We start from the raw sequence: 19580 nt of genomic DNA on the forward strand, positions 1-19580 counted from the left end.
AGTTCCACGCGCGTGCGGACAGAGGGGAGGAGATCGCATGGCTGAAGCGGTCACTCCCACAGGAACCGCGACGGGCGGTCAGTCGCTGCGGCGGTTGGTGCCGCGGATCTTCTCCCGCGCCCCGTCGAGGGATGCGCTCGAGGAGCTCATGCGGACGGTGCGGGTGCACCATCCCAAGGGCGACATCGCCATCGTCGAGCGCGCCTATCGGACCGCGGCGAAGGCGCACGCCTCGCAGAAGCGTCAGAGCGGCGAGCCGTACATCACGCATCCACTCGCCGTCGCGCAGATCCTCGCGGAGCTCGGCCTCGGTCCGCGCGCGATCGCTGCCGCGCTGCTGCACGACACGGTCGAGGACACCGACTACTCGCTCGACCAATTGACCGCGGACTTCGGTGACGAAGTCGCCATGCTCGTCGACGGTGTGACGAAGCTCGACAAGGTCAAGTACGGCGACGCGGCACAGGCTGAGACCGTCCGGAAGATGATCGTGGCGATGTCCAAGGACATCCGCGTCCTTCTCATCAAACTCGCGGACCGACTCCACAACGCGCGCACCTGGGGCTTCGTGCCCCCTGAGAAGGCGGCCAAGAAGGCGCGCGAGACCCTCGAGATCTACGCACCGCTGGCGCACCGTCTCGGCATCCAGACCGCGAAGAGCGAGCTCGAGGATCTGTCGTTCGCGGTGCTGCATCCCAAGCTCTACGCCGAGATCGACTCCCTCGTGAAGCAGCGGACGCCGCAGCGCGAGCAGTACGTGCACACGGTCATCGACGCCGTGGAGACCGATCTGCGCGATCTTCGGATCCGCGGGCGGGTCATGGGTCGTCCCAAGCAGCTCTACTCGGTGTACCAGAAGATGGTCGTCCGCGGTCGCGAGTTCGACGACATCTACGACCTCATCGGCATCCGTGTCATGGTCAACACGGTGCGTGACTGCTACGCGGTGCTCGGCGCGATCCACGCGCGCTGGACGCCGATCCCGGGCCGGTTCAAGGATTACATCGCCACCCCGAAGTTCAACCTGTACCAGTCGCTGCACACGACCGTCATCGGCCCCGGCGGGCGTACGGTCGAGATCCAGATCCGTACTCACGAGATGCACCAGCAGGCCGAATACGGCGTCGCGGCGCACTGGAAGTACAAGGAGCAGATCGCCGGCGGCAAGGCGGACTCCAAGGCCATCGACCAGGACATGGCGTGGCTCGCCCACATCTCGGACTGGCAGGCCGAGACCGCCGACCCCGGCGAATTCCTCGATTCGCTGCGCTTCGAGATCGGCGCGAAGGAGGTCTACGTCTTCACGCCCAAGGGGCGTGTGATCGGACTCCCCGCCGGTGCGACCCCCGTCGACTTCGCCTACGCCGTGCACACCGAGATCGGTCACCGCACGATGGGCGCCAAGGTGAACGGCCGGCTCGTCCCGCTGGAGTCCGAGCTGCACTCGGGCGACGTCGTCGAGGTGTTCACCTCGAAGAACCCGGATGCCGGGCCGAGCCAGGACTGGCTGGCGTTCGTCAAGAGCACCCGTGCGCGCAACAAGATCCGCGGCTGGTTCACGAAGGAACGCCGCGACGAGGCGGTCGAGCAGGGCAAGGACGCCATCGCGCGCGCGATGCGTCGGCAGAACCTGCCGCTGCAGCGGCTGATGAACCAGGACTCGTTCACCGCGGTCGCGCACCAGCTGCGCTACGAGGACGTGACCGCCCTGTACGCCGCCGTCGGCGAGGGGCACGTATCGACCCAGTCGGTGATCGAGAAGGTCACGGCCCTGGTGCGCTCGGAGGAGGAGGACACCTCCACCGGTCCGATCGACCTGCCTGCCGTCGGCCGTTCGAAGGCACCGCGAGGCGGCGACTCGGGTGTGCTCGTCCGCGGCGCCCCCGACATCCTGGTCAAGCTCGCGAAGTGCTGCACACCGGTGCCCGGTGACGAGATCGTGGGCTTCGTCACGCGCGGCAGCGGCGTGTCCGTCCACCGTGCGGACTGCACCAACGCGGCCGCGCTCCGTGACCAGCCCGATCGGATGATCGAGGTCTCGTGGGCGCCGACGTCGAAGAGCGTCTTCCTCGTCCACATCCAGGTCGAAGCCCTCGACCGGTCGGGCCTCCTGAGCGACATCACGCGTGTGCTCAGCGAGCACCATGTGAACATCCTCTCGGCATCCGTCCAGACGACGAACGACCGTCTCGCGCTCAGCCGATACGTCTTCGAAATGGGTGACACCGTGCACCTGGACCGTGTGCTGAACGCGGTCCGGCGCATCGACGCGGTGTACGACGTCTACCGCGTCACATCCTCCTGACGGCGGCGCAGCTCCGCGGCGGCGGCTCGCTTGTGGTGGACCGGCCCGGCGGCCTCGAGCCATGCGATCGCTTCGCCCAGAAGCTCGGGCCGCCACGCGAGCACGTCGTCGACCACGCGTGACGGCGCGGCAACGGTGACGGCGTCGCGGACGAGGTCGACGAGGGTGCGCACGGGGGTCGTCACCGCGACGCCGCTGATCATCTCGACATCGGATGCCGGCAGCTCGACGTCCCGGAAGCGGATCCGAGCGTCCACGGGGAAGGCGCCACGGGTCCGCCCTGCGCGTTGCAGGGCGTGGATGAGGGGAGGATCGGGGATCGCACCATGAACCCAAGCCGCGCTGGCATGCGAGACGGCGCGGTGGGCGCCGGTGAGTCCGCGGAACGAGGCCGCGCGCAGTTCGCGGGTCTCGACGGCGTCGGCGGGCATGTACGCCTCACCGATCTCGACGACGTGGCCGTCGAGCCGTGCCGCTGACAGTTCCGCGGTCGACAGACGGTCGCCCGAGAAGTACAGGAACGGCCACATGACGGCAGTCTGCGACAACCAGGCGTGACCGAACGGCAGTGCCGGCGTTCTGTGGAGAACGCGTCACCCTCCGACGATGTGCGGAGAGTGCTCAGCCGCCCAGGGCGCGCAGCCAGCCCTTGCGAGCCTCGAGCGCGTCCTTGGCCTTCGCGATCGCCGCCTTGTCCTTCGAGGCTTCCGCGGCGGCGAGCTCGCCCTCCAGCTTGGAGATCGCATCCTGGAGCTGGCTCGTCATGTCGTTCTGACGCGCCTTGGTCTCGGGGTTGTTCCGCTTCCAGTCCTCGTCCTCGCGCGCTTTGAGCGCGTTCTCGACCTTGCGCAGCTGGTCGTCCAGCCCCCGCTCGGTCTCGCGAGGGAAGACCCGACCGATCTCATCCCATTGACGCTGGATGTTCGTGAGGAGGGTGCGCGCCTTGGTGTTGTCCTTCTCCTTCGCGACCCCGGCAGCCTCCTCGAGGAGGGCGCGCTTGGCCTCGATCTTCTCCTTGGATGCCTCGACGTCGGCGTTCTCACGTTCGATGCGGGCACCGTAGAGGACGTCACCGGCCGCCTTGAATCGAGCCCACAGCGCGTCGTCGGCCTTCTTGCCCGCGCGGCCGGCCGACTTCCACTGGTCGAGCAGGGATCGATAGGCGGCGATGCCGTCTTCGCCCTGAGGGGCGAGGGCTTCCGCGCGCTCCACCAGGCGCGTCTTCGCGTCGCGGGCGCTCTTGTGCTGCTCATCGAGGCTCGAGTAGAACTCGCGACGGTTCTTGTCGATGACGGCACGAGCGTCGCGGAACCGCTTCCAGAGTTGCTGGCCGACCGACTTCGGCAGGCGGGGGCCGGTGCTCTGGTGCTCCTGCCAGCGCGCGAACAGCGCCGCCACGTCGGCCGTCGTCTGCTTCCACTGGATGGAGCGCGGGTCCTTGGCGGCGATCGCCTCGATGTCCGCGACGATCGACTCGCGCTCGGCCACGGCGGCATCCACCGCAGCGCGCTGCGCCTGCGCCTCTTCCGCGCTCGCCTCCGAGAGGGCACCCTCCAAGGCGGTCACTCGAGCCTCCAGCGAGGCCAGGTCACCGACAGCGGCGGCGCCGTCCAGGCGCTCGCGGATCGCTCGGGCCGTGGCACGGAGGTCGGAGGCCGACGCCCCGCCGCGACGGTGACGCACTTCGAGCAGGGTGACCTCGGATGCGAGGTCGGCGAACTTGCGCTCAAAGTAGGCCAGCGCCTCTTCGGACGTGCCGTCGGGGTACTGTCCGACGACACGCCACTGGTCGCCCTCGCGGACGGAGACGGTGCCGTCGTCGTCGACGCGGCCCCACGGCTGGGTCTCGGCGGATTCAGGGGTGGCGGAACTCACGGGGGTCACCTCGTCGGCGGCATGCGCCGCATGGGGGTCGGATTAGTGACTCAGCCTAGTACGGCGGTCACGGAGTGGGAGAGGCGGTCGGTGTGTCCGACGGCGAGGGGGACGGCGTCGGCGATCCGCTGACGTCGGGGCTGGGTGTCCCGCTCGGAGAAGCGGGCGCGGTGGGTGTCGGTGCGGGTTCCGGGGTACCGGGTCCGACGGTGTAGTACGCGACCTGAGCACCCAGCAAAGCGACGATGAGCAGACCGCCCGCGACGCCCGCGATCAGGTTGTCGCGTCGCCGCCGCTGATCGACGGATGCGTGGAATCGGCGGCGAGCCTCGTACACGCGGGCGCGCTCGCGCTCCTGCGCGCTGTCACGCCCCTTGCTCCTACCCGCTGCCACGGCGACCCTTTCGTCCGTGCCGCGCTCTGCCGCGCAGCCCCCTGCACATTATTCAGTTCGCGGCATCCGTTCCAAACCGACGCGGTCACGATGTCGGTGGTGGCGATTAGCCTGGGAGGATGGCCCCGAGTGACGCGCTTTTCCGTGGAGCGACGCCCTTGGCTGTGAGGATGCGTCCTGCGTCTCTCGACGAGGTGGCCGGACAGACGCACCTCCTGCGTCCCGGCTCACCGCTCGTCGCCCTCGCCGACCCGGGACGCGCGACCACCGGTGCCGTGTCGGTCATCCTCTGGGGGCCGCCGGGGACCGGTAAGACCACGCTCGCTCAGGCCATCGCGCGCACGTCGGGTCGCCGCTTCGTGGAACTGTCCGCCGTGACCGCCGGGGTCAAGGACGTGCGCGAGGTCATGCAGGAGGCGATGACCCAACGAGATCTGTACGGGACGTCGACGATCCTCTTCCTCGACGAGATCCACCGCTTCACGAAGGCGCAGCAGGATGCCCTGTTGCCCGGTGTCGAGAACGGCTGGGTGATCCTCATCGCGGCCACGACGGAGAACCCCTCGTTCTCCGTGATCTCTCCGCTGCTGTCCCGCTCCCTTCTCCTCACGCTCCAGCCGCTGACCGACGCGGACCTCGGCATGCTCATCGATCGCGCGGTGACTGACCCCCGCGGTCTCGCCGGCGCCGTCGAGCTCTCCGATGAGGCCCGTGCCGCCCTGGTCCATCTCGCGTCCGGGGACGCGCGTCGCGCCTTGACCTCGCTGGAGGCCGCTGCGGCCATGGCCGAACCGGGCGGCGATCCGCCTGTCATCACCGCGGAACACGTCGCGCAGGCCGTCGACCGAGCGCTCCTCCGCTACGACCGGCAGGGCGATGAGCACTACGACGTCATCAGCGCCTTCATCAAGTCGATCCGTGGATCCGATCCGGACGCCGCGATGCATTACCTCGCCCGCATGATCGAAGCGGGGGAGGACCCGCGTTTCATCGCCCGCCGCCTGGTGATCTCGGCCGCGGAGGACATCGGTCTCGCCGACCCGCAGGCGCTGCAGATCGCGGTCGCCGCCGCGGACGCGGTGGCGTTCATCGGGATGCCCGAGGGTCGGATCCCGCTCGCGGAGGCGACGGCGTATCTCGCGACGACGGCGAAGTCGAACGCCGCCTACACCGCGATCAACGCCGCCATCGCCGACGTGCGCGCCGGCGGCTTCGGTCGTGTCCCGGTGCACCTGCGCGACGCGCACTACGCGGGCGCGAAACGACTGGGTCACGGCAAAGGCTACGTCTACCCGCACGATCTCGATGTCGGGGTCGCGACGCAGCAGTACCTGCCCGACGAGTTGCGTGGCCGGCGCTACTACGAACCGACCTCGCGCGGCGTCGAGCGCGACATCTCCGCCCGTCTCGAGAAGATCCGGAAGATCCTCGGTGACTGAAGGAGAATGGACCCGCGAGTCGAGTCAGGTCGCGTACGAGGGTTTCGCTCGCATCAGACGCGACGCCTATCGGATGCCGGATGGCACGCAGACCCAGTGGGACATCCTCGAACAGCATGACACCGTCGCCGTCGTCGCATTCACCGCGAACGGGACCGTGGTCCTCTTTGAGCAGTTCCGTGTCGGTCCTCGCCGGATGCTTGCTGAGATCCCGGGCGGCGCAGTCGACCCTGGTGAAACGCCTCGCGAGGCGGGTCTTCGCGAACTGCGGGAGGAGACCGGGTACGCCCCCGCGGCGGTCTTCCATGCGGGTTCCGAGTGGAGCGGAGCCAACTCCACGCGCCGGAAGCATGTGCTCATCGCGGCCGACTGTGCCCCCGCAGGCCCGGCGGAGTGGGGGGAGGGCGAGTCAGGCACGGTGAGAGAGGTGCCGGATGCTGAGTTCCTCGAGCACCTGCTGACGGGTGAGCTCAGCGATGCAGGCGTCGCACTCCGCGGCATGAGCGCATTCGTCCGTGCTCCTCTCGACGATGCGCGGCTCTCCCAGTTGCAGCGTCGCATCCGGGCGCTCCTGATCAGTCCTCCCACGGGCCCGGAGGCGCCTGATGCGTGGGAACGGCGCGTCCAGGATGTGTGGGACGCCGCCGCAGACGCGCAGCCCGAGGCACTGCGCGCGGCGATGGAGGACGTGCTGTCCCACCGTGCGGCCGATGACCCGCGAGCGCTGTTCGAGCGCGCGTCGGTCGAAGACTTCCTCGGCGAGGAGGCGGCGGCTGTCCCGCTCTACCGGCGGGCGCTGGATGCCGGTCTGGGCGCCCCCTTCCGCACTCAAGCCCTCATTCAGCTCGCGAGTTCGCTCCGGAACGTGGGTGACCCGTCCGGCGCGATCGCGGTGCTGAAGGCCATCGATCCGTCTGACCCGTTGGCCCCCGCCGCCCGAGGATTCGAGGCACTCGCGCTCTTCGACGACGACAAACCTGCGCGTGCCCTCCGCACCGCGCTCGGAGCGCTCTCAGGCGACGTGCCGCTGTACGGTCGCGCCCTGCGCGCCTACGCCGATGAGCTCCACACGCGCCCCCGGATCCGGGTCATCGCGGTCGCGGTCGTGATCCAGGACGGTCGGGTCCTCGCTGAGGAGTATGCCGCCACATCGGCGCGCCCTGCCTTCCTGCGCGCCCCGGGCGGAGGGGTGCAACCGGGGGAGACCGCGGAAGCCGCCGTCCGTCGCGAGATCCTCGAGGAGCTGGGCGCGACCGTCACCGAGACCCGGCTCCTCGGCGTGCTCGAGAACATCTTCGACAACGAAGGCCGTGCCGGGCACGAGATCGCCTATGTCTTCGCCGTCCGGAGCGCGGAGTTGGAGGCACTCCCGCGGGGCGGTCGACTGCCGGTGCTCGACGGTGAGACGAGCGTCGGGTGGTACCCGGTGGATGACGCGGCGAGGGAGTCGATGCCGTTCTACCCTCCTGGTGCCCTCGACCTGGCACGTGACCGGGGATGATCCGGCTCGTCTGTTAGACTTGACCGGCTCGAAACCGTGTTTTCGGGCATCCTCTTCTCTCTTTCCCACCTTCCGGCGTGCCCCGGCGTGCAGTCCGAAAGGGCGAGAGAAGGCGATACGCCCGTGAGCCGTGAAAGACATGGCCACGTCATGGAAGGAAGATTTCGTGGCAACGAAGTCCCAGGACCGCCGCAAGGTGCGCCTCTCGCGCGCCCTCGGCGTCGCACTGACCCCCAAGGCCGCCCGCTACCTCGAGAAGCGTCCCTACGCTCCGGGTGAGCACGGCCGCACCAAGCGCAAGCAGGACAGCGACTACGCCGTCCGCCTCCGCGAGAAGCAGCGTCTGCGCGAGCAGTACGGCATCCGCGAGAAGCAGCTGCGCAACACCTTCAACGAGGCCCGCCGCACCGAGGGCCTGACCGGTGAGAACCTCGTCGAGCTCCTCGAGATGCGTCTCGACGCCCTCGTGCTGCGTTCGGGCTTCGCCCGCACGACCGCACAGGCGCGCCAGCTCGTCGTGCACCGTCACATCCTCGTCGACGGCCAGCTCGTCGACCGCCCGTCCTTCCGCGTGAAGCCGGGCCAGACGATTCACGTCAAGGCCAAGAGCGAGGCTCTCGAGCCGTTCCAGGTCGCAGCCGCCGGCGGTCACGCCGAGGTTCTGCCGCCGGTTCCGGGCTACCTCTCGGTCGAGCTCGACAAGCTGCAGGCACGTCTCGAGCGTCGCCCGAAGCGCGCCGAGGTCCCCGTGACCTGTGAAGTCCAGCTCGTCGTCGAGTACTACGCCGCGCGCTGAGCGAGGCGGAGCATCGCCAGAAGGGGCGTCGGGTTCACCCGGCGCCCCTTCTGCTTTGCACCTAACATGGATCCCATGAAGAACGTCCTCTGGTTCCTGCTGGGCATCGCCGGCGGTTTCGTCGCTGCGCACCTGGTCAACAAGGACCCTCGAGGTCAGGAGCTCCTCTCCGAGGTCGACCTGCGGATCTCCGAGTTCACCGACCGGATGGCGGATGCTTACCGGGCGCAGGAGGCGAAGATCGACGGCATCGTCGCCGACGCGAAGGACGTCGCCACGGACGTCGCAGGCGACGTGAAGGATGCCGCATCCGACCTCGTCGACGGCGTCGCCGCCGCGGGTCGCTCCGCGGCCGCCAAGCTCGACGACTGACCACCCCCACATCTCCCGGTCGCGCCCGTGCGGACGCGACCGATCCCGCATGCAGTTGAGGACACACGATGAAGACCGCTGAGATCGCCCGGCGCTACCTGGATTACTTCGAGAAGAAGGGGCACACGATCGTGCCCTCGGCATCCCTCGTCAGCGACGACCCGGCCCTGCTGTTCACGGTCGCCGGCATGGTCCCGTTCATCCCCTACCTCTCCGGCGACGTCCCCGCCCCTTACAAGCGCGCCGCGGACAACCAGAAGTGCATCCGCACGAACGACATCGAAGAGGTCGGCAAGACGCCGCGTCACGGCACCTTCTTCCAGATGCTCGGCAACTGGTCCTTCGGCGACTACTTCAAGGAAGGCGCGATCCGCTACGCCTGGGAGTTGCTGACGACCTCGGAGGAGGAGGGTGGGCTCGGCTTCGATCCCAAGGATCTCTGGGTCACCGTCTATGAAGAGGACGACGAGGCCATCCAGCTCTGGCTGGAGCACTCCACGCTTCCGGAGGAGCGCATCCAGCGCCTCGGCAAGGACACGAACTACTGGACGACGGGTCTCCCGGGACCCGCCGGTCCTTGTTCCGAGATCTTCTTCGACCGGGGACCCGAGTACGGGGTCGACGGCGGCCCCGCGACCGACGACGACCGGTACGTGGAGATCTGGAACCTCGTCTTCATGCAGTACGAGATCACGAATGTCCGCTCGAAGTACGAGTTCGACATCGTGGGCGATCTGCCGGCGCAGAACATCGACACCGGTATGGGTCTGGAGCGCGTCGCCTTCATCAAGCAGGGCGTCGACAACATGTACGAGACCGATCAGGTCCGGCCGGTGCTCGACAAGGCCGTCGAACTCTCGGGCAAGCGGTACGGCGACGACCACGACGACGATGTGCGCTTCCGGGTCGTGGCCGACCACATCCGTTCGTCGCTCATGCTTCTCTCGGACGGCGTCACGCCGGCGAACGATGGCCGCGGCTACATCCTGCGGCGCCTCATGCGTCGCGCGATCCGCTCCATGCGTCTGCTCGGCGTGGAGGGGCCGACCTTCGCCGAGCTGTTCGCCGTCTCGCGCGACGCGATGAAGGAGTCCTACCCGGTCGTCGAGGCGGATTACGCGCGCCTGTCGCAGTACGCCCTCGCCGAGGAGGCCACTTTCCTCCGGACCCTCGCGAGCGGGTCCGAGATCCTCGACACCTCGATCGAGTCCGCGAAGGCGACGCAGTCGACCTCGCTCAGCGGCTCGCAGGCGTTCCTGCTGCACGACACTTACGGGTTCCCGATCGATCTGACCCTCGAGATCGCCGAGGAGGCCGGTCTCAGCGTCGATCGCGTCGGCTTCGACACGCTCATGAAGGAGCAGCGCGAGCGCGCGAAGGCCGACGCCCGCTCCCGCAAGGGTCAGCTGGCCGACACGAGTGTGTACCGCGACTTCCGCGCGCTCGGCGAGACGGTCTTCACGGGGTACACCGACCTCGAGACCGAGTCCCGTGTGCTCGGCATCCTGGTCGGCGGTGCCCCGGCGGACCGTGCGTCGCAGGGCCAGATCGCCGAGGTGATCCTGGCCGAGACGGCGCTCTACGCCGAGTCCGGTGGCCAGGTCGCCGACAAGGGCGTCATCGTGGGTCCCGGTTACGAGCTCGAGGTCCTCGACGTCCAGAAGCCCGTCCCGGGCCTCGTGAGCCACACCGTCGAGGTCACGACGGGCGAGGTCGCCGTCGGCCACGCCGCGACGACGGTGGTGGATGCCGCGAACCGCCGCGCGGCCGCGCAGGCGCACTCCGCTACCCACCTCGTCCACGCCGCCCTCCGCGACACACTCGGAAAGGGCGCGACGCAGGCGGGCTCGCTCAACCGCGCCGGCTACCTGCGCTTCGACTTCTCCTGGGGTCAGGCGCTCTCGCCCGAGACGCGCAGCGAGATCGAGGAGATCGCGAACAACGCCGTCCGGGATGACCTCGAGGTGACCACGCGTGTCCTCTCGCTCGACGAGGCGAAGGCTGCCGGCGCCATGGCGCTGTTCGGCGAGAAGTACGGCGACCGCGTGCGCATGGTCGACATCGGCGGGCCCTGGTCGCGCGAGCTGTGCGCGGGCACCCACGTGTCCTCGAGTGCACAGGTCGGGCTGATCAATCTGGTGGGGGAGTCCTCCGTCGGCGCCTCGAACCGACGTGTCGAGGCCCTCGTGGGGCAGGACGCCTTCCGTGAGCTCGCGGCCGAGCGCGCGATCGTCTCGCAGCTCACCTCGGGCCTGAAGATCCCCCGAGACCAGCTCCCTGCCCGCATCGCCGAACTGCAGGCGAGCCTGAAAGCCGCGGAGAAGAAGATCGCGCAGTTCGAGGCGAAGGCGCTCGGCGAGCGTGTGCCGACGCTGGCGGCATCCGCCGTCCAGGCCGGTTCGCACCGGGTCGTGGCGGAGTCCGTCGGCACCGTCGGGTCCGCCGACGATCTGCGCTCGCTCGCGCTGCAGGTGCGGGAGCGTCTCGGCAGCGATGCGGGGGTGGTGGCCCTCGGCGGCGAGGTGGGCGGACGGCCCGTCGTGATCGTCGCAACGAACGAGTCGGCCCGCGCCGCCGGCGCCAAGGCCGGGTTGCTGGCACGCTCCGCGGCCGGTGTCCTGGGCGGTGGCGGCGGTGGCCGCGATGACGTCGCGCAGGGCGGTGGGACGGATGCCTCGGCTCTGCCCGCGGCGTTGCAGAGCATCGTGTCGGCGCTGGAGGGCTCGACCGCGTGAGCGGATTCCGTCGCGGGGTACGCCTCGGAATCGATGTCGGTCGGGCCCGGGTCGGTGTCGCACGCTGCGATGCCGACGGCCTGCTCGCGGTTCCCGTGGAGACGGTGCCGCGTTCCGAGACCTCGGTCGCCCGCATCGTCGAGATCGCGCGGGAGTACGACGCGATCGAGGTGCTCGTGGGTCTGCCGATCAGCCTCGGCGGCGCGGAGACCGCGTCGACGACGGACGCCCGAGAGTTCGCGACCGCGCTCGAGTCCGCGCTGGAGGTGCCCGTCCGCCTCGTCGACGAGCGCCTCAGCACCGTGTCGGCGAACGCCGTCCTGCGGCAGAACGGGCGTTCGCAGAAGTCATCTCGTAGGATTGTCGACCAGATCGCCGCGGTCGTCCTCCTCCAGCAGGCGATCGACGTCGAGAAGAGCACCGGTAACCCGGCCGGTGCGGCGCTGTAGGAGACGCAGGAGTCCACTGATGCCCGAGACGCCTTCGCGCGACGACCATTCCGGCGCCCCCGCGGACGGAGCTCCCGCGGCCGGTCCGAACGGCGCACCCGCCTCGCGCAGGGCTGCGCGTCAGGCGCAGCAGGGGGCGAGCGGGGTCGCACCGACGGTCGGCCCCGCCCCGACTCGTCCGCAGACGCCCCCGCGCGCACCCGTCTCCTCCACGGCACCGATCGACGCCCTCTTCGAGGAGAGGGGTCTGGCAGCGCCCTCCAGCTCCACGAAGCGACACGATCGTGACCGACGCAAGAGCCGCGTCGCCGCCTGGGGTGTCTTCGTGGTGATCCTCGCGATCCTCGGCGGACTGGCCGCAGGTGGCTTCTACGTCTGGAACACCTACGAGGACCAGATCCGCGCCGTCATGGGTTGGGAGGAGCCGAAGGACTTCGATGCCGGCCTCGCCGAGGGCGAGGCGAGCGTCACGATCGTCTCGGGTCAGACGGGCGCCGACATCTCGCAGACGCTCTTCGACGCGGGCGTCACCAAGACCTCCGGCGCGTTCTACTCCTTCCTGATCGACAGCGGCGAGGACCCGAACGTCCTCAAGCCCGGCGTCTACTCGCTGCAGCAGAAGATGACCTCCGAAGCGGCGTTCTCGGCGCTTCTCGACCCCGCGAACAAGCAGGAGTACACGGCTCAGCTGCGCGAGGGCCTCACCGTCGCGCAGTCCGTCCCGCGCATCGCGGAGGGGATCGGGCTGCCCGTGGAGGACGTCGAGGCCGCCGTGAAGGATCCGGCCGCCTACGGTGTGACGGCGCAGAGCCTGGAGGGCTGGCTCTTCCCGGCGACCTACACCTTCGACCCTGACGTCACGGCGACGCAGGTCGTCCAGGCGATGGTGGACCGCACGGTGAAAGCCCTCGATGACGCCGGCGTCCCGGTGGACCAGCGGGAGCGCATCCTCACCGTCGCATCCATCATCGAGAAGGAAGCCCGCTACGAGGACGACTTCTACAAAGTGTCGCGCGTCATCGAGAACCGCCTCGACCCGTCGATCAGTGACACGAACGGCAAGCTGCAGATGGATTCCACCGCGCAGTACCCGTTCGCCGACCGTGAGGGCGGCACGAGCTCGCGCGCCGAGGAGCTCGAGGACGACAACCCGTGGAACACCTACGTCAACCCCGGCCTGCCGGTGACGCCCATCGCCAATCCCGGTGAACTCGCCATCAAGGCGGCGGTGGAGCCCGCAGAGGGGCCGTGGCAGTACTTCGTGACCGTGAACCTCGAGACGGGCGAGACGGTGTTCTCCGCGACCTTCGCCGAGCATGAGAAGGCCGTCGCGCAGTACCAGCAGTGGTGCCGGGACAACCCCGACGGAGGCTGCTCCTGATGCCGGTCGCCCTGGAGGTCTGGGGCGATCCGATCGAGCACAGCCTGTCGCCGGCGATGCACACGGCGGCCTACGCTCTGCTCGGCTGGGAATGGACGTACGGCCGACGTCGCGTGGACGAGGCATCGTTCCCGGCCGAGCTCGCGTCCTTGGGGTCCGAGTACCGCGGGCTGTCTCTGACGATGCCGCTGAAGCACGCGGCTTTCGCGGCCGCCGAGAAGCGCGACGCCCGCGCCACCCTCACGGGCGCGGCGAACACCCTCGTCCAGACGTCCGCGGGCTGGCAGGCCTTCCACACGGATGCCGGGGGCATCGTCGCCGCGTGGGCGGAGGCCGGTGTCGTGGCCGCGGAGCGGGCGCGCATCGTCGGTGCCGGGGCGACCGCATCCGCTGCCCTGGTCGCCTTGGCGGAGATGGGCGCACAGCAGGTGCAGGTCGCCGCGCGCCGTCCTGACGCGGCCGCAGCTCTGCGCGACCTGGGAGCGAGGCTGAACCTCGACGTGGACGCCGTCCCACTCGACGCCGCCCATCTCCCTCCGGTGGATGTGACGATCGCGACCCTGCCCGGCGGGGCGACGGTCGATGAGAGCGTCGCCGATCGCCTCGCCGCCGCCGGCGGCGCCCTCATGGACGTCGTGTACGGCCACTGGCCGACGGATCTGTCGCGCGCGTGGGATCGCACCGGCGCACCCGCGCAGGGCGGGGCGGGGATGCTGCTGCACCAGGCGGTCCTGCAGATCCGCGCCTTCGCCTCCGGCGACGTCGACGAGCCCCTGCCCCGGGAGGACGCGGTGGTGGCCGTCATGCGGCGCGCGCTCGTGGGAGACTAGAGCAATGCTCCGCGTGCTCACCGCCGGCGAATCCCACGGCCCCGAACTCGTCGCCATCATGGAGGGTCTGCCCTCCGGCGTACCCGTCTCGCTCGACGCGATCCGCGCCGACCTCGCCCGCCGGAAGCTCGGCTACGGCCGCGGCTCGCGGATGAAGTTCGAGGAGGACGAACTCCACCTCTCCGGTGGCGTGCGGCACGGGCTGTCGCTCGGCAGTCCGGTGGCCCTCCGCATCGGCAACACCGAGTGGCCGAAGTGGGTCGAGGTCATGAACCCGGAGCCGGTCGAGATGACGGAGCGGTCGCGCGGCCGCGGCGCCGCACTGACGCGTCCCCGCCCCGGCCACGCCGACCTCGTCGGCATGCAGAAGTACGACTTCGACGAGGCTCGCCCGATCCTCGAGCGCGCCAGTGCGCGCGAGACGGCGGCCCGCGTCGCGCTCGGCGCGATCGCCCGCGGGTTCCTGTCGGAGCTCGGCATCCGCCTCGTCAGCCACACGCTGTCGATCGGTCCCGTGCAGGTGCCCGAGGGTGCCGTGCTCCCCGGTCCGGACGACGTCGACACGCTCGATGCCGACCCGCTCCGCTGCTTCGACGCTGCCACCTCCGAGCGCATGGTTGCGGAGGTCGATGCCGCCAAGAAGGACGGCGACACGCTCGGCGGCATCGTCGAGGTGCTCGCCTACGGCCTGCCGCCGGGCCTCGGGTCCCACGTCCACTGGGACCGTCGTCTCGACGGCAAGCTCGCTCAGGCGCTGATGAGCATCCAGGCCATCAAGGGCGTCGAGGTCGGCGACGGCTTCGAGACGACCCGCCGTCGCGGATCCGCCGCCCACGACGAGCTGTTCGCGACCGCCGACGGCATCACCCGGGCTTCCGACCGCGCCGGCGGCACCGAGGGTGGCATGTCCACCGGCACCGTGCTGCGCGTGCGCGCGGGCATGAAGCCGATCGCCACGGTCCCGCACGCGCTGCGCACCGTCGACGTCGCCACCGGCGACACCGCGGCCGCCCACCACCAGCGTTCCGACGTCTGCGCCGTCCCCGCAGCGGGGGTCGTCGCCGAGGCCATGGTCGCCATCGTGCTGGCCGACGCCGTGCTCGAGAAGTTCGGCGGCGACAGCGTGCGCGAGACGCGGCGCAACCTCGAGACCTACCTCGCGGCGATCCCGGAGACGCTGAAGACGACTCCCGCGTCGGAGGCGGCACTTCTCGCACATGACCTCGCCTGACCCCCAGGCGATCGTGCTCATCGGTCCCATGGGGGCCGGCAAGACGAGTGTCGGGCGTCGTGTGGCCAAGCGTCTCGGCCGTACGTTCACCGACACGGATGCCGCGATCGTCCGTGTGCACGGTCCGATCGCCGACATCTTCGCGGAGCACGGCGAACCGCATTTCCGCGCGCTCGAGCGGGACGCGGTCGCCGTGGCGCTCGAGACGGGCGGGGTCGTCTCGCTCGGCGGGGGAGCCGTCCTCGACGAGACCACTCGGGAGCGACTGCGACCGCACCGTGTCGCTCTGCTCACGGTCGCGCCGCGCGTCGTCGCACGACGACTGGGCGAGGCGGCCACGCGCCCCCTGCTGACCGCGGGGGACGAGACGCCGATCGCCCGCTGGGAGCGCATCTACGCCGAGCGGCGACCGGTCTACGAGTCGGTGGCCGACGCGACCTTCGACACCTCGTCCGGACCGCTCGAGAACATCGTGACCGCCATCGCGGAGTGGGCCGTCCCCTCCGCCGACCTTCCCGGAGCCCGCGCATGAGCCACACCACCATCAGCGTCACCGGCAGCACGCCCTACGACATCCACGTCGGTCGCGGCCTTCTCGCCGGCGTCCGCGACCACCTCGCACCCACGGTGAAGAAAGTTCTCATCGTGCACACGCCGAGGCTCGGCGCGAAGGCTGCGGACCTGCGCGAGACGCTCCTCGCCGACGGGACGCTGGAGGTGCTCACCGCCGAGGTGCCCGATGCCGAGGACGGCAAGCGCATCGAGGTGGCGGCCTTCTGCTGGCAGGTGATGGGACAGGCCGACTTCACCCGCTCCGACGCCGTGATCGGCTTCGGCGGCGGTGCCGTCACCGACCTCGCCGGGTTCGTCGCGGCGTCCTGGCTGCGCGGGGTGCAGATCGTCCAGATCCCCACCACCGTGCTCGGGATGGTGGATGCCGCCGTCGGCGGCAAGACCGGCGTCAACACCGCCGAGGGGAAGAACCTCGTCGGTGCGTTCTGGGCGCCCCGGTCGGTGATCTGCGACCTCGACGTCCTCGACACGCTGCCGCGCAACGAGACCGTCGCCGGCTTCGCCGAGGTCGTCAAGGCGGGCTTCATCTGGTTCCCCGAGATCCTCGAGATCGTCGAGCGCGACCCCGAGGCCGCCGTCGACCCGACGACGCCCGAGTTCCGCCGCTGCATCGAACTCGCCATCGAGATGAAGGCGCGGGTGGTGAGCGAGGACTTCCGCGAGGCGGGGCTCCGCGAGATCCTCAACTACGGTCACACGCTCGGGCACGCCATCGAGCACGCTGAGCGATACCGCTGGCGCCACGGGGCGGCCATCTCGATCGGCATGATGTACGCCGCCGAACTGTCGCGACTCGCCGGGCGTCTGTCGGACGACGACGTCGCGCGTCATCGCCGCATACTCGACGTCCTCGGTCTGCCCACGAGCTACCGCATGGACGGCTGGCAGCACCTGCTGGGTGTCATGCAGCGCGACAAGAAGGCCCGCGGCGGGATGCTCCGATTCATCGTCCTCGACGCGGTCGGCAAGCCGACCGTGATGCAGGCTCCCGACGAGTCCCTGCTGTTCGCGGCGTACCAGGAGATCGCCGGGTGACCGAGGCCGTCATCCGGCGGGTGCGCCTGCAGGAGTGGCGCGAGGTCCGCGACCTCCGCCTCCGCGCACTGCGCGATCCCGCTGCCCCCATCGCGTTCCTGTCCACCGTCGAGGAGGCGCTCGGTCAGGACGACGCCTTCTGGCAGCAGCGCACAGCGGATGCCGCGATGGGTGAGGGAGCCGCTCAGTTCGTCGCCGTCGTGGCGAACCGCTGGGTGGGCTCGGTCACGGTGCTTCTGCGCGCGGCGGGAGCGACCGACACGCTCGGACGCCGCGTCGACGTTCCGCAGGCCGACCTCGTCGGGGTCTTCGTCGATGCCGACCACCGTGGGCGCGGCGTCATCGACGCGCTGGTGGACGCGGCATCCGCGTGGGCGGAAGCCGCCGGGGTGAACGGGTTGACGCTCGACGTGCACGCGGACAACGCGCGCGCCCGTGCGGCCTACGCCCGGCTCGGATTCGCGCCCACCGGCCTCGAGACCGAGGTCGAGGTCGGTGTCGAGATCCGGATGCACCGGCCTGCCCGATAGGGTGCTGACGTGTCGTCCCCCCGCCGCCTGCTGCTCGTCAACGGACCGAACCTGAACCTCCTCGGCGTCCGCGAACCCGAGGTCTACGGAACGGAGACGCTCGCCGACGTCGAGGACCTCGTGCAGCGGACCGCCGAAGAGGCGGGTTACGAGGTGCGCGCCGTGCAGAGCAATCACGAAGGGGTGCTCATCGATGCGATCCACGCCGCACGCACCGACTGTGCGGGCATCGTCATCAACCCCGGGGGACTGACGCACACCTCGGTCGTGCTCCGTGACGCGCTCGCGGGCGTCGCGCTGCCCGTCGCCGAGGTGCACATCTCCGACGTGATGGCGCGGGAGACGTTCCGGCACCACTCGTACATCGCCGACGTCGCGGTGGTCCATGTCGTCGGGCGTGGCGTCGCGGGGTACGCGGAGGCCACGCGCGCGCTCGTCGCGCGGCTCGGGGACTGACCGCTTCCCGGGGCGGATGCCGCGGCATCCCGTAGAATCGATCGTCGGCCGCTCTGGCCCTTGAACTCATCGAACGGAAAACCGCACTCTCATGGCATCCACTGCAGACATCAAGAACGGCGTCGTCCTGTCCATCGACGGACAGCTCTGGAGCGTCGTCGAGTTCCAGCACGTGAAGCCCGGCAAGGGCGGTGCCTTCGTCCGCACCAAGCTCAAGAACGTCGTCTCGGGCAAGGTCGTCGACCGCACCTACAACGCGGGCGCGAAGATCGAGATCGAGAACGTCGACCGCCGCGACTTCACCTACCTCTACAACGACGGTGACAGCTACGTCTTCATGGACGTGTCGGACTACGACCAGCTGAGCGTGTCCTCGACGGTCGTCGGTGACGCCGCGAACTACCTGCTCGAGAACCAGCAGGTCCAGATCGCGCTGAACAACGGCAACCCGCTGTACGTCGAGATGCCCGCGTCGGTCGTCCTCGAGATCACCTACACCGAGCCGGGCCTGCAGGGCGACCGTTCGTCGGCCGGCACGAAGCCCGCCACCCTCGAGACCGGCTACGAGATCCAGGTCCCGCTCTTCGTCGAGCAGGGCACCAAGGTCAAGGTCGACACGCGCACCGGGGACTACCTCGGCCGCGTGAACTGACCGACCGATGAGCGCACGGAGCAAGGCGCGCAAGCGCGCCCTCGACATCCTGTACCAGTCGGACATCCGCGGCGACGACCTCGCCGTCACCCTCGCCGCCGAAGCGAAGCGCGCGGCCAGCGAGCCTGCGCGTGAGGCGTCGTGGCTGTACGCCCGCGAGATCGTCGACGGTGTCATCGACACGCAGAGCGAGATCGACGAGCAGATCGTCACGCACGCCCGTGACTGGAAGCTCGAGCGGATGCCGGCGGTCGACCGCGCGATCCTGCGCATCGGTGTGTGGGAGATCCTTCACAACGACGACGTTCCGACGGCGGTCGCGATCGATGAGGCCGTCGAACTCGCGAAGGAGTTCTCGACCGACGACTCCGGCTCGTTCGTCCACGGCGTCCTGGCGCGCATCGCACGAAGCTGAGCCCGCTCCGTCGGATCACCGCGCGGGGCGCGGGCCGACGAGGGTTCTCGTGCCGCGCCCGGCGCGCCGCACGACGAGTCCGGCACTAACGCCCAGCGCCAGGGAGAAGGCGGCGAAGCTCGCGTTAGCGAGCACGAGCCAGACGTCGGAGTCGCCACCTGTGACGGGCAGGACGCCGCCCAGATCGGCCAGCGACATGCCGACGCCGAAGGCCAGGGCGAAGTAGACGGGCAGGCCGCAGGCCACCAGTGTGAGGTACGCCAGGGCGACCCACTCCGACCGGAACGCCCGGCTCCGCAGCGCGGTGACGAGTACGGCCACCGCGAGCGCGACCCCGCCGAGCGGGAGAGCGACGGCGAGCGGGGTGAAGACGGGCTCGCCTGCGGCGTCCGCGGCCGCGGCGATCTCAGCGAGGGTCTTCCCCGGCGTCGTGGACAGCGGCGTCAGGACCTGCGTGACGAGGTACATGAGTTGCGCGTAGAGGACGACGAGCACCGTCCCGGTCACCAGGATCGCCTCACGCCCACGTGCCATCTCATCCCCCCGGCTCATCCTGACATGTGGGCGCGGCGGTCGCCCGCGCGCCGCTAGACTGGACGCACACAAGCAAC

20 protein-coding genes are annotated in these 19580 nt (G+C 69.7%); 16 read left to right on the top strand and 4 right to left on the bottom strand.

The genetic code is table 11. The features are described from left to right. Window positions 1–37 precede the first annotated feature (37 nt). Window positions 38–2305, top strand: a complete 2268-nt coding sequence (locus M3190_RS09640; RefSeq protein ID WP_251580743.1) for a RelA/SpoT family protein — start codon at window positions 38–40, stop codon at window positions 2303–2305. Here the strand turns inward: M3190_RS09640 and M3190_RS09645 are convergent. From M3190_RS09645 to M3190_RS09655, 3 genes are all read right to left on the bottom strand, one after another. Next, the gene (locus M3190_RS09645; RefSeq protein WP_251580744.1) at window positions 2284–2835 is read right to left on the bottom strand and encodes a type IV toxin-antitoxin system AbiEi family antitoxin; all 552 of its coding nucleotides are present in this window, start codon (window positions 2833–2835) and stop codon (window positions 2284–2286) included. The two genes, M3190_RS09640 and M3190_RS09645, sit on opposite strands and share 22 nt — an antisense overlap. A gap of 91 nt (window positions 2836–2926) precedes the next feature. After that, window positions 2927–4189: a DUF349 domain-containing protein gene (locus M3190_RS09650; RefSeq protein WP_439958022.1), complete on the bottom strand. Its 1263-nt coding sequence runs from the start codon at window positions 4187–4189 to the stop codon at window positions 2927–2929. Window positions 4190–4247: 58 nt separating this feature from the next. Next, the gene (locus tag M3190_RS09655; RefSeq protein WP_251580746.1) at window positions 4248–4574 is read right to left on the bottom strand and encodes a dioxygenase; all 327 of its coding nucleotides are present in this window, start codon (window positions 4572–4574) and stop codon (window positions 4248–4250) included. Between the two features lie 119 nt (window positions 4575–4693). Here M3190_RS09655 and M3190_RS09660 point away from each other — a divergent pair, with 119 nt between their 5' ends. The 15 genes from M3190_RS09660 to nusB all read left to right on the top strand — a co-directional run bounded on the left by M3190_RS09660 (window position 4694) and on the right by nusB (window position 18969). Then, on the top strand, window positions 4694–6013 hold the full coding sequence (locus M3190_RS09660; RefSeq protein ID WP_251580747.1) for a replication-associated recombination protein A: 1320 nt from the start codon (window positions 4694–4696) through the stop codon (window positions 6011–6013). Beyond that, complete coding sequence (locus M3190_RS09665; RefSeq protein WP_251580748.1) at window positions 6006–7514, top strand: tetratricopeptide repeat protein; 1509 nt, start codon at window positions 6006–6008, stop codon at window positions 7512–7514. Before M3190_RS09660 ends, M3190_RS09665 begins: the two co-directional genes overlap by 8 nt. A 139-nt stretch (window positions 7515–7653) precedes the next feature. Continuing rightward, window positions 7654–8310, top strand: a complete 657-nt coding sequence (gene rpsD / locus M3190_RS09670) for a 30S ribosomal protein S4 (protein WP_285876154.1) — start codon at window positions 7654–7656, stop codon at window positions 8308–8310. A gap of 75 nt (window positions 8311–8385) precedes the next feature. Further along, on the top strand, window positions 8386–8682 hold the full coding sequence (locus M3190_RS09675) for an ATPase (protein WP_251580750.1): 297 nt from the start codon (window positions 8386–8388) through the stop codon (window positions 8680–8682). A gap of 68 nt (window positions 8683–8750) precedes the next feature. After that, window positions 8751–11417 carry an alanine--tRNA ligase gene (gene alaS / locus M3190_RS09680; RefSeq protein WP_251580751.1) on the top strand — a complete coding sequence of 889 codons (2667 nt, stop codon included), beginning with the start codon at window positions 8751–8753 and terminating at the stop codon, window positions 11415–11417. Continuing rightward, on the top strand, window positions 11414–11866 hold the full coding sequence (ruvX, locus tag M3190_RS09685) for a Holliday junction resolvase RuvX (RefSeq protein ID WP_251580752.1): 453 nt from the start codon (window positions 11414–11416) through the stop codon (window positions 11864–11866). The genes alaS and ruvX overlap by 4 nt, the downstream gene beginning before the upstream one ends. Before the next feature lie 19 nt (window positions 11867–11885). After that, window positions 11886–13247: an endolytic transglycosylase MltG gene (mltG, locus tag M3190_RS09690; RefSeq protein WP_251580753.1), complete on the top strand. Its 1362-nt coding sequence runs from the start codon at window positions 11886–11888 to the stop codon at window positions 13245–13247. After that, entirely contained in the window at window positions 13247–14077 is an 831-nt protein-coding gene (locus M3190_RS09695) for a shikimate dehydrogenase family protein (protein ID WP_251580754.1), read from the top strand. Before mltG ends, M3190_RS09695 begins: the two co-directional genes overlap by 1 nt. 4 nt (window positions 14078–14081) lie before the next feature. Then, the gene (gene aroC / locus M3190_RS09700; RefSeq protein ID WP_251580755.1) at window positions 14082–15308 is read left to right on the top strand and encodes a chorismate synthase; all 1227 of its coding nucleotides are present in this window, start codon (window positions 14082–14084) and stop codon (window positions 15306–15308) included. Continuing rightward, complete coding sequence (locus M3190_RS09705) at window positions 15295–15840, top strand: shikimate kinase (RefSeq protein WP_251580756.1); 546 nt, start codon at window positions 15295–15297, stop codon at window positions 15838–15840. Before aroC ends, M3190_RS09705 begins: the two co-directional genes overlap by 14 nt. Beyond that, complete coding sequence (aroB, locus tag M3190_RS09710) at window positions 15837–16916, top strand: 3-dehydroquinate synthase (RefSeq protein WP_251580757.1); 1080 nt, start codon at window positions 15837–15839, stop codon at window positions 16914–16916. Before M3190_RS09705 ends, aroB begins: the two co-directional genes overlap by 4 nt. Beyond that, a complete protein-coding gene (locus M3190_RS09715; RefSeq protein WP_251580758.1) occupies window positions 16913–17446 on the top strand; it encodes a GNAT family N-acetyltransferase in 534 nt (177 codons plus the stop codon). Before aroB ends, M3190_RS09715 begins: the two co-directional genes overlap by 4 nt. A 9-nt stretch (window positions 17447–17455) precedes the next feature. Beyond that, window positions 17456–17902, top strand: a complete 447-nt coding sequence (aroQ, locus tag M3190_RS09720; RefSeq protein ID WP_251580759.1) for a type II 3-dehydroquinate dehydratase — start codon at window positions 17456–17458, stop codon at window positions 17900–17902. A gap of 91 nt (window positions 17903–17993) precedes the next feature. Further along, window positions 17994–18554, top strand: coding sequence for an elongation factor P (gene efp / locus M3190_RS09725; protein ID WP_064002079.1), 561 nt, complete (start codon window positions 17994–17996; stop codon window positions 18552–18554). A 7-nt stretch (window positions 18555–18561) separates the two neighbouring features. Next, window positions 18562–18969: a transcription antitermination factor NusB gene (nusB, locus tag M3190_RS09730; RefSeq protein ID WP_064002078.1), complete on the top strand. Its 408-nt coding sequence runs from the start codon at window positions 18562–18564 to the stop codon at window positions 18967–18969. Between the two features lie 15 nt (window positions 18970–18984). Here nusB and M3190_RS09735 read toward each other — a convergent pair whose 3' ends face one another. Next, window positions 18985–19503, bottom strand: a complete 519-nt coding sequence (locus M3190_RS09735; RefSeq protein ID WP_251580760.1) for a hypothetical protein — start codon at window positions 19501–19503, stop codon at window positions 18985–18987. Between the last annotated feature and the right edge of the window lie 77 nt (window positions 19504–19580).

Origin of the sequence: Microbacterium oleivorans, from assembly GCF_023715745.1 — a bacterium.
Taxonomy (GTDB): Bacteria; Actinomycetota; Actinomycetes; order Actinomycetales; family Microbacteriaceae; genus Microbacterium; species Microbacterium oleivorans_D.

Excerpts from the sequence above, each read along its gene's own strand:
- M3190_RS09640 (WP_251580743.1), top strand. The coding sequence starts at position 38 with ATGGCTGAAGCGGTCACTCCCACAGGAACCGCGACGGGCGGTCAGTCG.
- M3190_RS09645 (WP_251580744.1), bottom strand. The coding sequence starts at position 2,835 with ATGTGGCCGTTCCTGTACTTCTCGGGCGACCGTCTGTCGACCGCGGAA.
- M3190_RS09660 (WP_251580747.1), top strand. The coding sequence starts at position 4,694 with ATGGCCCCGAGTGACGCGCTTTTCCGTGGAGCGACGCCCTTGGCTGTG.
- rpsD (WP_285876154.1), top strand. The coding sequence starts at position 7,654 with ATGGCCACGTCATGGAAGGAAGATTTCGTGGCAACGAAGTCCCAGGAC.
- M3190_RS09675 (WP_251580750.1), top strand. The coding sequence starts at position 8,386 with ATGAAGAACGTCCTCTGGTTCCTGCTGGGCATCGCCGGCGGTTTCGTC.
- alaS (WP_251580751.1), top strand. The coding sequence starts at position 8,751 with ATGAAGACCGCTGAGATCGCCCGGCGCTACCTGGATTACTTCGAGAAG.
- mltG (WP_251580753.1), top strand. The coding sequence starts at position 11,886 with ATGCCCGAGACGCCTTCGCGCGACGACCATTCCGGCGCCCCCGCGGAC.
- M3190_RS09695 (WP_251580754.1), top strand. The coding sequence starts at position 13,247 with ATGCCGGTCGCCCTGGAGGTCTGGGGCGATCCGATCGAGCACAGCCTG.
- aroC (WP_251580755.1), top strand. The coding sequence starts at position 14,082 with ATGCTCCGCGTGCTCACCGCCGGCGAATCCCACGGCCCCGAACTCGTC.
- M3190_RS09705 (WP_251580756.1), top strand. The coding sequence starts at position 15,295 with ATGACCTCGCCTGACCCCCAGGCGATCGTGCTCATCGGTCCCATGGGG.
- aroB (WP_251580757.1), top strand. The coding sequence starts at position 15,837 with ATGAGCCACACCACCATCAGCGTCACCGGCAGCACGCCCTACGACATC.
- efp (WP_064002079.1), top strand. The coding sequence starts at position 17,994 with ATGGCATCCACTGCAGACATCAAGAACGGCGTCGTCCTGTCCATCGAC.
- nusB (WP_064002078.1), top strand. The coding sequence starts at position 18,562 with ATGAGCGCACGGAGCAAGGCGCGCAAGCGCGCCCTCGACATCCTGTAC.
- M3190_RS09735 (WP_251580760.1), bottom strand. The coding sequence starts at position 19,503 with ATGGCACGTGGGCGTGAGGCGATCCTGGTGACCGGGACGGTGCTCGTC.